Here is a 15536-nt window from a genome sequence, read left to right as displayed (position 1 = left end):
TTTTTTATGCCCAAAATTGACTGGAGGGTTATTCTTGAACGGACAAATGAACACTTTTTGGAACACCCTTAACATTTGAGCGTTCCCTACTACGTCCGTCGGGCCCTTGATTATATCCTTGGCTTTGCAACGGTGATACCAACGCTATTTTTTTGTTTACCCACTTTATAAGATAGCCCCAGCTCACTTTTGAGGTTATTATTTTTTGGTAAAATAGGGTAAACGGCTCAAAGGAACTTCAATTTCAATGGTGCGGTCTCCTCTATAAGTTTCTCCGTTCTCTGCTATCCATTTTCCTTTAGGTAGAATTACCTTTCGTTTCCGCACTCCTTTTTTGATTACAGGGGTAACCAGTATATGGTCTCCAAGCATGAATTGGTCTTTTATGGTTTCATACCCATTATTTGGATATGCTAGGGCCATAGGCTTTACTATAGGTTCTCCGGTTCTTGAAGCTTCTTCCGCCAATTCTTGAATTAAGCGTCCCATTTTGGTGTGTAAAAGGGAAGCTTCAAGGCATAACTGATTATTTTCTTCGGACAAAACTCGCCATGGTGCCACAGAGAATTGCATCATTGGCATTAGAGCATGCACTTGAGCTGAACGTACCACCAATTCCTCATCAATTGTTGTGGAATTTTCAAAAGACTGGTGCTCTCCTCCGCCTATCATATCAGGACAAGTATATGCATACCCCATTAAACTTTGGGACATCAGATCAGGAATAAGCTTTTCGAGATCACTCCAATTATGGTTTTTGTCTCTTAATCGCTGCGCCAAAGGTAAACCTGCCATTTTCCATGACGCTCTATATTCATTCAAAGGAAATTGTAATCCTAATTTTGCAAAGTAAGTAGTATGGTCATTTGGGTTAGTTTCAGGGGCAAAAGAAACAATATCCCCAGTGTAGAAATCTGCGTCCCCTGCGTCAAATTTAAAACCATCTACACCGTATTCATCCATTAAGTATTTTAATCTTCCTTCAAACCAGACTTGGGTTTTAGGATTACTTAAATCCAAACAAGCACTGGCACCATTCCACCATCTTATAATTGCTGCTTTTTTTTCTGTATTGGCCCACAGTACCTCTTGTGTTTTATCGGCATCCAATAGCAACATTTTTTCTTTGGCCAAATGTCTAAAAATTTCTGTGTCCGCGCTTACAAAAGGACACACCCATAGCATAACCTTGAAACCCATGTCATGTAACTTTTTAATCATTCCTTTGGGATCTTTGAATCTGCGCGGCGAAAATTCCCAAGTGCCATAACTTTCCTGCCAATTGTCATCTATCATTAGGACCCCTGGCGGGTATCCCTTATCAATAATTGCTTGGGCATATTTTAATATATCGTCCTCATTTTGGTTATATGTTAGCTCTATCCATGTGTTGTATTGAGGCTTGGTAAACAAAAGTTCATCAGGCGTTTTGCCGTTTGGAGGAAAAAAATTTGCCACGGCAAAATTGTAAGCATCCCTTAAATTTTCACCAGCACTTCCAAATTCTATTTCCCCTTTTCTAGAGGTTACCGTTATTTTTCCGCTATCAAAGGAATACTTTATGGGAGATTCACTCCAAACGTATCTGCCCTTACTGGATAACAACAATGGTTGCGCTTGATTTCCTTTGTTATCTCCCCAAAGGTCATGACTCTCATTAGTTACCGAGTCATAAGGAGTGTTGTGGCCAATAGCGCTAAGTCCACCCCACCAATATTCATCTTGCAGTATTACTATCTCCACTTTTTCCTTATTCTGCGAATATGTCCTATAAGTTGTTATGAGCAATAATGAAATTAACAGTATTTTTTTCATAGTCTTTTATTATTGTTTTTCAATTTTAACAAATGGGTGAAATTGTAATATCAGGTATAGTTTTAATTGGGGAATAGTATAATTTAGTGGTTCTGGGATTTAATCCAACTAGTTAAGATTATCAATTTTAGATTATGCTTTTCAAGTAAAAATGGTTAGATCAATCTTTTATATCTTCAAAGTCAGAAGGATTGACCCAACTAGTGCCAAGTTCTTCACCATCGAGATATCTTTCGTAAAAATTAACCCCAGTGGAATCGGCATAAACATAGTTGTCGAATATTTGACCATTTCCCAATATTCTTGGGTCTTCTTGTCTTTTTAGCTCATCTATCATAAGGGTATTCAACTCTTCCGACGTTTTGGAATAGTCAGGATTGCCAAAAATATTTACCATACATTCAGGGTCTTGTTTTATGTTATACAGTTCAAACTCCGGTCTTTTGCCAAAATTTGAATCCCAGTAATGAAATGTTTCAAGGTTTTTCCTTAAAGCCAACACTTCTGTTTTAGTAGGAGAACCATCACAATTTAAATATCCGGTAACAGGATTTCCTGCTGGCCAACGGGAAGTTTCAAAATTTCGAATGAAGAGGTAGTCCTCCTTGACAATGCCACGGATAGGATAACCCCAATCATTGGGTCTGCCCACATCATGTCTCTCTTTTCCCAATAATACGAAATCATCTCTTGAACTGTCAATATTAATTGATTTGGTAGAACTAAAGATGGGTCTTAAACTTTTACCGGTAATTGGCTTCATCCCATGCTCGGAAGGCTCTATTTTAGCCAATTCTAGAAAGGTGGGTGCAAAATCCGCAAAAGATACTATATCTTTTATATTACGGCCTGGTGATTTTATTCCCATTTTCCACATTATAGCCAATGGCAGGTGATTGGAGAGTTCATAATCTTGGCCTTTCACTCTTGGAAAAGGCATTCCATTATCTGAGGTTACAACTATGACGGTATTGTCCAATTCTTCTCTATCCTCCAAAGTTTTCAACATTTTGCCCAATTGGTTGTCAAAATATTCAATTTCATAGGCATAATCCAAAAGATCTCCCCTTACGGTCTCGTTATCAGGCCAAAACGAATAGACCTTGTCAATTTCCTCAAGTTTTTTACCTCCTCTTTCAATACCTATTCCTTTATCGTAAGCTCTATGGGGTTCCCTTGATCCAAACCAAAAGCAAAATGGAGAACTTTCTTTATTTGCAGATAAAAAATCCGAAAAATTAGCGGCATAGTCATTTGTTGAAATATGATCCCCAGGGGGGTCTGTACGTTTTTCATTGTATGGTTTTCCAACTAAAAAACGTTCCTCACCATTTTCCCACTTTGCGATACCCGGTGCCCAGCCTTTATCGGTATAACCAACGTGATACCCGTTATCTTCCAATACTTCGGCATAGGTCTTGAATTTGGTTGGGAAATATGCCCAATGATTCGCTGCTTCCTCCAATTGCCATGAATTTCTGCCTGTTAATATTATTGACCTCGAGGGTGCACACTTTGCATTCGGTGTATATGCCCTTGAAAACAGAAGGCCTTCATTAGCTATCCTATCGAAATTAGGTGTTTTTATCCAATCGCATCCGTAGATCCCCATATGTTCATATGTAGCATCATCCATAATAGCAAACAGGATGTTTGGTCTATTCGTTTGGATCGCTGTATTTTCATTTTTACAGGAAATGAATACTACAATTGTCAAAATGAAAACAATTGATTGAGCGGTTTTTTGAATTTTCTTCATAATCTCTATTTTGGTCAATTGAATATTTGAAAGAATACTAAAGTTAGAATATTTTCGGTCTTCCAAGGCTTGTCACTGCATTACTATCGTCACAAAGCATAAACTGGGTGTTTATCATCTAAAATCCTTGGTGTGTAAAAACATATTCCATTTTGGTAAAATGGAATACCCTTTATGGTCATTCTGTTATCCGGATTTTTAAAATTATTAAATTTTGATGAAAAGTTTCTTATAATACATCAAGTAACAAATGTACCAAAGCCCGAAGGCTACAAATAAGGAAGTAATGATATTTGTACCTAATTCCCCTGTCCAACTACACAATGCTGTTGAAAATGGCTTTATAATTCGCCCTAGGAAATCGGCTCCACCCACACTTGCAAATATATAGATAAACAAAGGGTTCATGCCAACCACTGCAAAAAACAGTACCCCTCTTTGCATTTTCATCCATCTAATATTTTCGCAACTAGGCCCCAAACCCGCCTACGTCTAATAGCATGCTAAATAATTGTTTAGTAATTACATGAACAACCCAATAAGCTATTTCTTAAACATAAACCCATTAAACTTTCCAAAAAACATCAAAAAAACAGATTATTGCACGATTTTTTTTTAATCTTTATCAAAATAAAATGAATAACGACTAATGACCTTAGACTACCCCTCGATATTGTTTTTTTTAGCGGTGAATAACTTATTTATCATTGCTTTGTTTATCTATCAATATTTTTATCAACACAAACAATGGTATTTATTGCTGGTTGCATTGGGTATTACATTTCAAACCGTGGCGATTCTCACGTACACTAATAGGGATTTATTACCTCCTTTGCTTGCTTTGCGGATCAATAATTTTCTTATGATTTCTTGTTTTGCATTTACCTCGTTTGGACTTGTTTCGTTTAATGGTAAAATGCGGATAAAACTATTGTGGATTTTCGCTGTGTTTACTTTTCTATTTTATTCCGCCATTTTGATAGCTGAGGAAAATTACACCATGCTTAGTATTACACGCATAATATCCTGCTCATTTTTCTATGGGATAGGTGCTTATTATCTATTTTTCAATAAAAATAAATACAAGTTTTCCATCCTCTTAAGTGGAGTACTTCTCTTGTATTCTATATTCCAACTAATTCGTGCTTTTCAAATATACCAAATGGGCGACTCATATGTTTTCCTCCAGAACTCTACCTTCAATAATTGGTTTCTAATAATTTCTATCCTTGTAATCAGTGCTATTAGTATAGGTTTCATGATGTTATTAAAAGAAGCAGATCAAAAAACAATACTTAAAAAAAATAAAATCATTGAACAGGATAAACTTGAACTTGAAGCGTTGAACCAGACCCAGAATAAATTATTTTCAATTATAGCACATGATTTAAGAAGTCCGTTCAACAACATATTATGCCTTTCCGAACTACTCTCAGAAAAGGTATCTACCGCAGAAAATTCCGACTCTGAAGAGTTTGTTGATCTAATAAATACAACTGCCAAGAATACACTCAGTTTGCTAGACAACTTATTAAATTGGGCTAAATCACAAACTGGGGAACTTGGTTTCAGCCCAAAAAAAATTAACCTGTCGGAAGTAATATTGCATATCATTGAACTTAAAATACCTCAAGCAAAAGCTAAAGACATTTCCTTGCATTTTTCCACTACAGATGAAATAGAATTAAGTACTGATGAAAATATTTTAGGAACTATTTTACGCAATTTAATTTCGAACGCCATAAAATTCACAAATCCTGGCGGACATATAGATGTTGCAGCCACTACAAATCAAGACCATGTAGAAATTTCTATATCCGACAATGGAGTGGGTATGGACGAAAAAACAATTCATAAAATCTTTGATTTATCCACTAATGTAACCTTGCCAGGCACGGCGAACGAAAAAGGTTCTGGTTTAGGTCTTGTTCTTTGCAGAGAATTTGTGAAAAAATTGGATGGACATCTTTGGGTGGAAAGTGAAAAAGGAAAAGGCAGCAATTTTAAATTTACCTTGCCTTTAAATATTCCAATACCAAAATTGGCAAAAATTGCATAAAGAACTGTCCTAGGAAAAGCCATGATAATGTTTAAAATTGTCTTGACTTTAAATTTTCACACATTAAAACACAGTGGTTTTTCTAGAGCATACTTAGCATCTGCTTTTTAATATCGCCTTTTTCATAGATTTTCTGAACCATATCCACATAGAGCTCAGAGAATTGCTTGTTTTTTGCAAGATCACCAAAAAGGGATTCTTGTCGAATAAAGGCAAGTGGATCGGTCTTGGTTTGTTGGGCTGCCTGCTTTAATTCCCCGCTCATGGCATCTATTATTTCAAGCGATTGTCCATTTTTATCAAGCCCCATATCATTATAGTAGCACCAAGCCGCAATCACCAAGGTTGCAAATTTAATGCTTCCTTTTCCCTCCAAATTTTCCTGTAGGGTCGGGATTAGAAATTTTGGCAACTTGGCAGAACTTTCCGAACAAATACGGCTAACACTGTCCTTTATATTGGGATTGGCAAAGCGCTCCTGTAAACTGTCTTTGTATTTATTTAGATCAATCCCTTTCACCTCTTGCAATACAGGGCTTACTTCTTTATCCATAAAAGCCCTTAAGTAGGTAACGAAAGTTTGGTCCTCCATACAGGCATTAATGGTCTTATGCCCGTGAATAGCGCCAAGAATACCCAGTACCGAATGCCCCGCGTTTAGCAGGCGGAGTTTCATTTCCTCGTAAGGTTTCACGTCAGGTACAAATTGCACCCCCACCTTTTCATAATCGGGTCGACCATTGGAAAAGTTATCCTCAACCACCCATTGTATAAAGGGCTCACAGGTTACTGGCCACCCATCTTTTATGCCATAGGTATTATCCAAATAATCTATGTCCGATGGACTTGAAACAGGGGTTATACGGTCTACCATACTATTTGGAAAACACACTTCTTTTTCAATCCATTCGGCCAAGGGCATATCTTGTTTTCGAGCAAACGCTAGCAACATTTTGCGTGCAACATCCCCGTTGTGCTGAATATTATCACAAGACATAATGGTGAATGCCGCTAGTCCCGCATCACGACGCCTTTTTAATGCGGCCGTTAAATATCCATATACGGTTTTAGGGCTATCGGGATTTTTCAATTCATGTTGGATGTCGGGATTGCTAAAATCAAATTCTCCAGTGGTAGGGTTAAAATTATAGCCCCCTTCAGTAATGGTAAGGGAAACAATTTTTGTATCGGAATCAGCCATGATATCCAGAACGGCCTCGGTCTCATCCACACCCAGTTTAAAATCGATTATGGAACCTATGATCTGGGGTTCTATCTTACCATCGGGATGCTTTACGATAAGGGTGTAAAGTCCGTCCTGTTTTTTAAGGACATCATGTATTTTCCGATCCCCTTCTCTCAAACCAATTCCACATATACTCCAATCTTCGGCACTAAAGCTTTCCATAAGCTTATGTGTGTAATAAGCTTGGTGGGCCCTGTGAAAACCACCTACTCCAATATGGACAATTCCCACTTTTTGTTCCTTGCGATTATAAGCAGGGACAGGGATTAGTTTGCCCAATTGAGCCAAATTCCCTTGATTAAGAAGTATAGTATTTTTCATTAAAGTTTAGCTTTTTTTGATTTTATACGTAGCAAAGCCCAATAGGCTGCAACAAAATAAATGATGGTGCAAATAAATGCATATCTGTAAAATATTTCCCGATTTTCGAGGTACATATTTTCATCGGCACTGCCAAATAATACCACGCAGGCCAAGACCAAGGTAATAACTAGGGCAATAATCGCAATTGTTTTCAGTACCTTGGAAAATATAGATATGACTACAACAGGCTTGGCCTCTGTTTTGGCCTGCTGCTCCTGAAACATAGCAATCTCTTGGTTGCGGACAATTTCCTTTTGTTCAGCTTCTGGATATTTCTCCTTGGCGCCGTAGCGGGCTGCCAAAAATGTATACACTAAGATAGTGAAAATCCAAGTGGGAAGAAATAGATAGAAGAAGGACATTACATTAAGTGCATTCAGTCCAAAACCAAATACCAATCCCAAGCCCCATGAAGCTACAGCGGGAGTACTGAAGGTCAATTGACGATAGGACGACCAATAGCGGGTATATCCTATTCTGGGAAAGATTTGATGTTCTGCAAATACGATGGCCCCTACTGGTACCACCAACAGACCTGCATAGGTAAGTAAGGGTAGTATCTGTGAAAATACAAAAGGAAAACAGGCTATAACAATGGTCACCAAACCAACGACAATCGTAGTTTTTTTTCGTGAATGGTTAAAGAAAATTGCTTGTGCTGCCAAACCAGCTCGGTAAAGATTGGTGATGGCCGTAGTCCATCCCGCTACAATTACAATGACGAATCCTGACCAACCAAGGGCATAATAGGCAACATCACCTGGATCCAGTTCCACGATTGCCTTTCCAAGAATTACAGCGGTTCCGGCACCCATAATACCGGCAGCGATCCAAGCCACATAATGCCCGAACATCATTCCGGTACTGGTAGCCAGACCATAGGATTTCTTTTTGGCGAAACGCAGGAGCGCCATATCAATAAGTCCGAAATGGGTAATGGTATTGGCTGCCCAAGCAAAGCCGATAACTTCTATTAACCCAATGCCCGGTTCCCCATTGCTATCTGTTCCTGTCCATATAGATTGATCGCCCAAGCTAATAAAATCGGTCCAACCAACGGGTAAGGTTTTATCCAAAACGTCCAAGGATAAAGCAGGTAAAAGCACCATGGCACCGCTGGTGAACATTACGAACAACCATGGGGCACATAGGCCCGAAAATTCGGAAACAGCGTTAAAACCATAAAGCGCAATGGATACCACAACGATACCCACAGACAAGACAATTAAAATGAACCACATATTGGTTGGATACCAATTAAGTTGGGCCGGGATATCAAAAGCAAATCTAACTGCTGTAGCGGATACCGTTACCATAGCTGCGGATATGACCGAAAAGATGATAACATTGGCCCAATTGTAGAGTTTGGTCATTGAATCTCCGGCAATCTTATTGAGATAGGTATAAAGACTTAAGCGGGTATCTACTGCAATTGGGGAAGTAATGAATGTCCAACTGAGTACGGCCAAGATATTCCCGATCAACAGACCCAATAAAATGTCCATTGTTTTCGCACCCAGGGCTACAAAGGTAGCTCCTATGACGAACTCTGTCGCCGCTACATGTTCTGCGGCATATAGTCCGGCAAAATGGGTCCAGTCGTGTAATTTATGTTTGGCAACGGGTAATTGTTCCTCGTTTAAGTTTTCGAACTGTTTAAAATCGTTGGTAGTATCCATATTTTAAGTTGGCTAGAGTAATTGAATTCTTCTTATTTACAATTACGGAGTGGATAGGCAATGATAATCGTTTCAATGGTAGGCAATATATTACTCCAATATATAAAATTTAAATTTGAAGACTATAGTTTTAATTAAATTAAAAAAAAAGGCTCCTATATTATGGAATCCTTAATTTATAACTAATTCAAGAAGCAAAAAAAAATCTTGGTACTGGACTGGGATTACCCAATAACTCTTATAATTATCTTAACTTTTTTCCAATACTACCGGTCTGTATAGTTCTTTGTTTCGTATTACTTTTTATTCCATTATTTTCAACAATCGCTCCACCAAAACATTGGCAAAGGTCTCGTCGTTGATATGGGCGTCAACCTCCATGACCTGTACGCTGCTTTTGGCTTTTTTCCTTATAGCCCCGAAAAGGGCGGAATCCGCTTCTGGATCATAAAATATATCCCCTTCTCTGTCGATCTGGGATATGCCCTTTAGCGGGATGAGGATCTCCACAGGGGCCTTGGCCCCTATCAGCTTGTCCACCAACTGTTTTCCCAAGGTCTCGTTCTCTGCGACATTGGTGCGCATCAGGGTCACGTCCGGTGCCCAACTATAGAGCTGTCTTGTTTTGTACCTTTCGGGAAGCGTATCAATTTGTGCAAAGTTTACCATATCCAGACATCCCGGTACTACGATCTGAGGGATCCCCATTTCAGATGCTGCGGTAAGCCGGTCTGGCCCTGCGCTCAAAATGCCCCCGCAGAGCTCATCGGCAAGTTCCGTGGTGGTAACGTCCAGCACGGCGTCGAAGACCCCTTCCCGGATCAGCGATTCCATGGTTGCCCCGCCTACCCCGGTGGCATGGAAGGCCATGACCTGGTAGCCCTTGGCCTTTAGAAGTTCGGTACATTTGTCCACGCATTTGGTGGTGTTCCCGAACATACTGATGGCGATGTTCTTTTTGATCTCCTCCGAGGGGTCCACCTTGGTATCCGCCATGGCGGTGATCGCCGATGCCGCCTGCCTTATCAACAGGCTGCTGATACTGTTAAGGCCGGCCACGTCCACTACCGAGGACATCAGGGTAATGTCCTTTACCCCTATCTGTCTGGAGAGGTCCTTGGCCACTACCGTGCTCAGGCAAAATTTGGGGATGCCCAGGGGCACCGCCTGCATGGCCTCCAAGATGATATAGGTTCCTCCTCCCCCGCCCATCCCGATGACCCCCTTGATCCGGTTCTCGGAGGCCAGCTCCGCCAGAATGGCCGCTGCGCCCTTTCCCATCAGCTCCACCGCCCTGCCCCGGTCATTGGATGCCCGGATAGTTTCCAGGACAGAGCCCGAGGCCTCGGCTACAGCATCCTGGTCCACATCTATGGGAAAGTCAACGGAAGTCTCCATAACGCCCGCATTTATCGTGATTACCTGCTGGTCCAGCTCCCTGAGACTATTTAGGAGATAGGAAAAATCATCCCCCTTGGTATCAAAGCAACCCAGCATTACTATACTTTTATCGGCCATAACCATAAGTTTTGATTTTGATTAAAAGTTGAAGTCGAACACTACTTATAATATAGGGTACTGTCTTGAAATTATTATTGCCCTAGTTAAGCAGCAACAACCCGTGACCCGCTTCTTGTCTTCCCATGTCTGGATTGAAATCATAAAAGTTTCCAGCCAATATAACATCTTTTTTGGTAAAAAGAGTGTCTTATCAAGTGGTCAGAACGCCATTCTCATTGTATTAAGTCCCACATACCTAGTTTTTACTAAGGTTAATTGCCAGATTAGTATTTAAATTGATCAACAATATAAATGACAATACATTATTTTATAATAAGATCAATGAACAAACTGACAAAAATGATTATTTCAAGTGCAATTAATCTACAACAAACCTTGGTCAAAATTTGGATTAAAAGGGATACCCTAAATATCCGATCTTCTTTAAAAAATTACCTATATAGAGCTGTCTATAATACCTTTCTCAAGGAATATAGAAAACTTAAAAAGGAAGAGCTTGCACTATTAGAGATAAAAAATACTGTGCTGATGGATTTTGTAGAAAAAGATGAAACGTTAATGGAAGAAAGGATGCAGCTGTTGGAATCGGCAATAAATCAGCTTCCAAAAAAAAACAAGGAAGTCTTTTTACTCAGCAAAAAATCGGGGTACAAGCACAAGGAAATAGCATCCCAATTAGACATCTCGGAAAAGGCCATGGAAAAACATATAAGTCGAGCTACCCAATCTATTAAGAAATGGCTCAAGGAGAAAAAAACAATTTGGTATTGATATTCCTAAGTTGTAAAAGCTAGTTTTAATTCTAAAAATCTTTTAGATAGGATTAATTTTGCTTTTTTCTAACCGGGAGTTTGGATACGGCATTGAGGGAATCCAACTGAACCTCATTAGTTCCTACCGGAGAAACACATCTTAGAGGATTATTAAAACAAGCACAAACTTCTGGTTCCTCTTGACAAGCTTCATTGTCGCTTGCACAGGAATTACCAATTAATAATAGAGAAAAAATGGACAGAATAAATAAAATTTTTGATTTCATGTTCTCTGTTTTTAGATTGTTTCTGAATTAAAACCAAAACTATAGAAAGAAATCCTTGTCAAATATTACGTATGTAACTAAGTATATAAGAAATGTAACAAACAAATAATTGTATTATTAGAATTCCATGATGGGTCTTCAATTCCAGGTTTTTTCTATATTTATAAGGTGGCACAATTTTTCCTAATTAATTTTTGAGCAAAATAGAATAAAGCCAGAAAATGATCTTTGTTAGGGGCAAAACGGAAGTGTGAGCACATCTTCCCTCTAACACTACCCATTGGGTGGGGACATTACCAATGTACTTGAGAGTAATTTTACCGGTAAAACGCATATCTTTTAAAAAAATATACACATAGGGTGTAATAATCTTTGTCTTTAGCCACTAACCAAGAAAAGATTAAAATTATGACATTAAAAAATGCACTTGACCATTTCAAAAATTTGGAATCCAAAACGACTAAAAAGTCTGAAATTAAGATTTACCGAAAGTTCATTCAGATATTGACGAGTTTAGAGAACAGTGACTTGTTGGACTCTGAAATTCAATCTATTGAACAGCAACTTGATGTTCTTCAATTAAATGCAACTACAACAAAAAATAAAAAAGCACTAAAACAGTTTCTAAAATATTTGAAAGAAACTTTTTCCTTAACCCCTAAAGGATATTACACCAACCTTGGTATAGGATTGGGATCATCATTTGGAATTATTTTTGGAATAGTAGTACTTTCGAATTTTGAGCGGTCTCTGGGTATATCGTTCGGCATTGCCCTCGGAATGCTAATCGGCCTAGTCGTAGGACGTAATTTGGATTCGCGGGCCAAGGATGCAGGGAAGATGATATAATACCCTTTAACCAAGCCAATAAACTAAAAGAGTGAGCAACGATTTTTATACATCTTCCATTTTGCCGTATGCCGCAATTATCATAAAGATATGCAGGGCATATACCAATACCCAGCAAGATTTCGAAGATTATTATCAAGAGGTGTGCTTACAAATTTGGAAAAGCAGAAATAACTTTCAGGCACGTTCCGAGTGGTCTACATGGGTATATAGACTATCTCTTAATGTAAGCATGACCTTGTTGAAGAAACAGAAAAACAACCGTCAGCGTTTAGCCTCGGATAAGCTACCCTCAGATATATCGGATGAGCCCTGTATTTTTATCGACGACTCCCTTGAGCAGCTTTATGCTGCAATTCGGCAGCTGTCCGAGGTGGACAGAGGGGTGATTTTGCTTTATCTGGAAGAAAAAACCTATCAGGAAATTGCAGATATCATTGGCACCAACCCTAATAACATTGGGGTCCGGATAAAACGAATTAAAGTACGATTAAAAAAAATCTTAGATGGAAAAATCAATTGAAACCATTTGGAAAGAAGGTTTCCTAAATAGGGATGCATTAATAGCTCCCAAGGTAAACGACATTTACAACATGAAATCGATTCATATCATCGATAAATTCCAAAAATTGTTCTTGATCAATATATGGGGAATTATCATTGGCTCTTCCCTGCTGTTTATTGCGTCCTATTTCGCAGGAGCTTTGCTTGCCGGCAGTATTGTACTAATAATGATGCTCTGGGTTGCATACACCGCTTACCAAGAATTAAAGGCTTTGGAAAAGATAGATAAAGGGCAAAGCAGTTATACTTTTTTAAAATCCTTTAAGGATTGGATATCCAAATCTATAGATCGGTATGGAAAAATGTATAGGGTAGTATACCCTGTCCTAATACTTGTTTTCTACTTTGGAATTTGGTTTTCCGATATATTTGCAGGCAAGCGGGAAATGGTCGCAGCCAACTCAAATGATATGGTGTTCGGGCTACATATCTACACCACGATTATCATAATAATTGCGGCTGTTCTGATGGGCATTTTCAGTAAGGCAATTCATAGTAAGGATGTAAAAACGATTTATGGGGGAATATTGAGAAAGCTCGACTTGGCCCTTGCTGAAATGGAGGAATTGAGAGATGAACAACCCCTATCCTAAGGAGAGAAATGCGGAATACACTGAATACAATTAATGAGAAAATAAAGGGTTTTCAGGGGTTAGTTTTTTAAATAATGTTATCTTACAACTTACCAGTCCAGACGTTAAAACCCCTCAAATTATATTATTAAGGTGTAAGGCCATTATTTTAACTTTTAGAGATGTACCAAAAGCTTAGTGCAATTATTAACTCCGTATCCCCTATTTCGAGTAAATCATTGGCAAAAATCCAAGAGTTAGCGGAATACATTGATGTAAAAAAGGGAGAACTAATTACCGCCGTGGGCCAAAATAATAATCTGGAGTATTTTATCCTTGAGGGAATCTGTAAAAGTTTTCTATACACTCCGGAAGGAGATGATGTAACAATTTCATTCTTTATGTCGGGCTCAATAATATCCCCTTATACAACAAGACATAAAGACGGGAAATCCATTATCAATATACGCGCATTGACCGATACTGTAATAGCGACTATACATGCTGATGAGTTTGAACAATTAATGGTGGAAGATCTTGAAATAAGACATTTCGGCAATACTGTTTTAAGAAATGAATTAATGGGAAAAGTTCAAAAAGAAATAGCATTGGCGTCCCTTAAAGGTAAGGACAGGTTGCAACTTCTGAGAGATAATTTTCCGAATATAGAAAACCTCATACCCCATTCTGACATAGCATCATATTTAGGGGTAACCACTATTTCTTTAAGTAGATTAAGAACACAATCTTAACGCTTATCATTTGTTAATGGAATCTTCTGATGAATTGCCAACCTTTGATTTTTAATCAAAAACATTCATTATGTCTATTTTAAATTCCTTGCTCCTAAAAACTTCCTCGGTAAAGAAAATTTGTATTTCATTCGTTGCAAGTCACTTGGTTCTGCTCCTGATGTGGATATTTACTTTGCCGGTGATCAATGATCAAATTGGAACCCAAGTTTTCGATCTCCAAACCTTTGGATATGATGTTTCCGTAGCGGAATCAATTGTAAACAACCTAAATGATAGGACTACTGCCCTTTATCTTTTCCCGCAATTAACACTATTGGATGTATTGTATCCTTTTTTATTGGCACTATTCTTAAGTAGCCTTTTGTTTCGACTTTTTAAAATAACCAAAACTACTAGTAAGGTAACATCAGTACTATTGGTTATCCCGTTCTTGGCGATGATCTTTGATTATGCAGAAAATATAGGTATCATTTTAATGATTACGAAATCAATCGAGACATCCGAAACCATCGTCCTATTATCAAGTACCTTTACTGTTTTAAAAGGAGTACTGACTTCAATTGCCTGGATAGCCATTTTAGTTTATACTATTAAATGGTTAGGAATAAAAATTATTGAGCGGAACAAAGAACAAGCCATAGCACATCACCCAAAAAGCTCTGGCAATAAATGTTGAAATTCCCTTTTTCCTTTAGAAGTAAGATATGGAAATAATATACTTAAGTAGGCATTCACGTAATATTCTATATTATGGGTATCCAACTTATTTGAGTAAAGTCGACTGGAGTACAGCCAAGTATTACCATAATTAATCATTCTTTCTGCTAGAAAGTTATATTCCTTTTCAAATGAGGCGTCCCTCATCAAGTTTTTTTGTTTCAATTTTTGGAATAACAAAAAACACCCACTTATCCTTTTTTTGTAAACTTCTTGGAAATGTTCCCTCACCCTATCGCTTATGGACAGAAGGTTGTATAAATCGGTCCAAAAAAAGGTATAATCCAACATTCTCTTCATACTGCTCTCAACATCATTTCTAAGCTTTTCTATAGACACTTCCATATTCGGTAACACATGGATCCTTTGATCAAATTCTGAAACCATTTCAAAATATAATGCTTCAAAAATATCCTCCCGCTTTTTATAATGATAATTTAAATTTCCTGAACTCATATTCATTTTTAAAGCAATCATTCTTATAGTGACATCATGATAGCCGTTTTCGTTAAATAAAGTCCTGGCGGCTTCCAAAATCAATTTCTTTTTTTTACTCATTAGTAAACTTGTCCTAAAAATATATTATTAGTAAATTTGT

General features: G+C 38.1%; 14 protein-coding genes. 7 read left to right on the top strand and 7 right to left on the bottom strand.

The genetic code is table 11. The features are described 5' to 3' along the window. Window positions 1–198 precede the first annotated feature (198 nt). Window positions 199–1815, bottom strand: a complete 1617-nt coding sequence (locus LV92_RS07775; protein WP_111623096.1) for a glycoside hydrolase family 31 protein — start codon at window positions 1813–1815, stop codon at window positions 199–201. Window positions 1816–1975: 160 nt separating this feature from the next. Continuing rightward, window positions 1976–3574 (bottom strand): sulfatase family protein, encoded by a 1599-nt coding sequence (locus LV92_RS07770; protein WP_111623095.1) that lies wholly within the window; start codon window positions 3572–3574, stop codon window positions 1976–1978. Between the two features lie 649 nt (window positions 3575–4223). On the opposite strand from LV92_RS07770, the gene LV92_RS07760 reads away from it, so the two are divergent. Next, entirely contained in the window at window positions 4224–5633 is a 1410-nt protein-coding gene (locus LV92_RS07760; protein WP_111623093.1) for a sensor histidine kinase, read from the top strand. A gap of 82 nt (window positions 5634–5715) precedes the next feature. On the opposite strand, the gene LV92_RS07755 is transcribed toward LV92_RS07760, so the two are convergent. From LV92_RS07755 to LV92_RS07745, 3 genes are all read right to left on the bottom strand, one after another. Next, window positions 5716–7200 (bottom strand): mannitol dehydrogenase family protein, encoded by a 1485-nt coding sequence (locus tag LV92_RS07755; protein WP_111623092.1) that lies wholly within the window; start codon window positions 7198–7200, stop codon window positions 5716–5718. Continuing rightward, window positions 7200–8921 carry a purine-cytosine permease family protein gene (locus LV92_RS07750; RefSeq protein WP_111623091.1) on the bottom strand — a complete coding sequence of 574 codons (1722 nt, stop codon included), beginning with the start codon at window positions 8919–8921 and terminating at the stop codon, window positions 7200–7202. The genes LV92_RS07755 and LV92_RS07750 overlap by 1 nt, the downstream gene beginning before the upstream one ends. Before the next feature lie 303 nt (window positions 8922–9224). Next, window positions 9225–10439, bottom strand: coding sequence for a Tm-1-like ATP-binding domain-containing protein (locus LV92_RS07745; protein ID WP_245946298.1), 1215 nt, complete (start codon window positions 10437–10439; stop codon window positions 9225–9227). Between the two features lie 324 nt (window positions 10440–10763). Between LV92_RS07745 and LV92_RS07740 the strand changes: the two genes are divergently transcribed. Next, window positions 10764–11213, top strand: a complete 450-nt coding sequence (locus LV92_RS07740) for an RNA polymerase sigma factor (RefSeq protein WP_170126301.1) — start codon at window positions 10764–10766, stop codon at window positions 11211–11213. Between the two features lie 52 nt (window positions 11214–11265). Here LV92_RS07740 and LV92_RS07735 read toward each other — a convergent pair whose 3' ends face one another. Next, on the bottom strand, window positions 11266–11481 hold the full coding sequence (locus LV92_RS07735; RefSeq protein ID WP_111623088.1) for a hypothetical protein: 216 nt from the start codon (window positions 11479–11481) through the stop codon (window positions 11266–11268). Window positions 11482–11889: 408 nt separating this feature from the next. On the opposite strand from LV92_RS07735, the gene LV92_RS07730 reads away from it, so the two are divergent. From LV92_RS07730 to LV92_RS07710, 5 genes are all read left to right on the top strand, one after another. After that, a complete protein-coding gene (locus LV92_RS07730) occupies window positions 11890–12330 on the top strand; it encodes a hypothetical protein (RefSeq protein WP_111623087.1) in 441 nt (146 codons plus the stop codon). Between the two features lie 31 nt (window positions 12331–12361). Then, window positions 12362–12853, top strand: coding sequence for an RNA polymerase sigma factor (locus LV92_RS07725; RefSeq protein ID WP_111623086.1), 492 nt, complete (start codon window positions 12362–12364; stop codon window positions 12851–12853). Beyond that, a complete protein-coding gene (locus LV92_RS07720) occupies window positions 12837–13487 on the top strand; it encodes a hypothetical protein (protein WP_111623085.1) in 651 nt (216 codons plus the stop codon). Before LV92_RS07725 ends, LV92_RS07720 begins: the two co-directional genes overlap by 17 nt. 161 nt (window positions 13488–13648) lie before the next feature. After that, window positions 13649–14218 carry a Crp/Fnr family transcriptional regulator gene (locus tag LV92_RS07715; RefSeq protein ID WP_111623084.1) on the top strand — a complete coding sequence of 190 codons (570 nt, stop codon included), beginning with the start codon at window positions 13649–13651 and terminating at the stop codon, window positions 14216–14218. A gap of 70 nt (window positions 14219–14288) precedes the next feature. Continuing rightward, complete coding sequence (locus LV92_RS07710; protein ID WP_111623083.1) at window positions 14289–14897, top strand: hypothetical protein; 609 nt, start codon at window positions 14289–14291, stop codon at window positions 14895–14897. Here the strand turns inward: LV92_RS07710 and LV92_RS07705 are convergent. Next, window positions 14867–15496 carry a TetR/AcrR family transcriptional regulator gene (locus LV92_RS07705; protein WP_111623082.1) on the bottom strand — a complete coding sequence of 210 codons (630 nt, stop codon included), beginning with the start codon at window positions 15494–15496 and terminating at the stop codon, window positions 14867–14869. The two genes, LV92_RS07710 and LV92_RS07705, sit on opposite strands and share 31 nt — an antisense overlap. Window positions 15497–15536: the final 40 nt, after the last annotated feature.

This window comes from Arenibacter echinorum (assembly GCF_003259375.1).
GTDB lineage: Bacteria > Bacteroidota > Bacteroidia > Flavobacteriales > Flavobacteriaceae > Arenibacter > Arenibacter echinorum.
The sequence above is the reverse complement of the archived record's forward strand: the minus strand, read 5'-3'. Positions and strand labels throughout refer to the sequence as shown.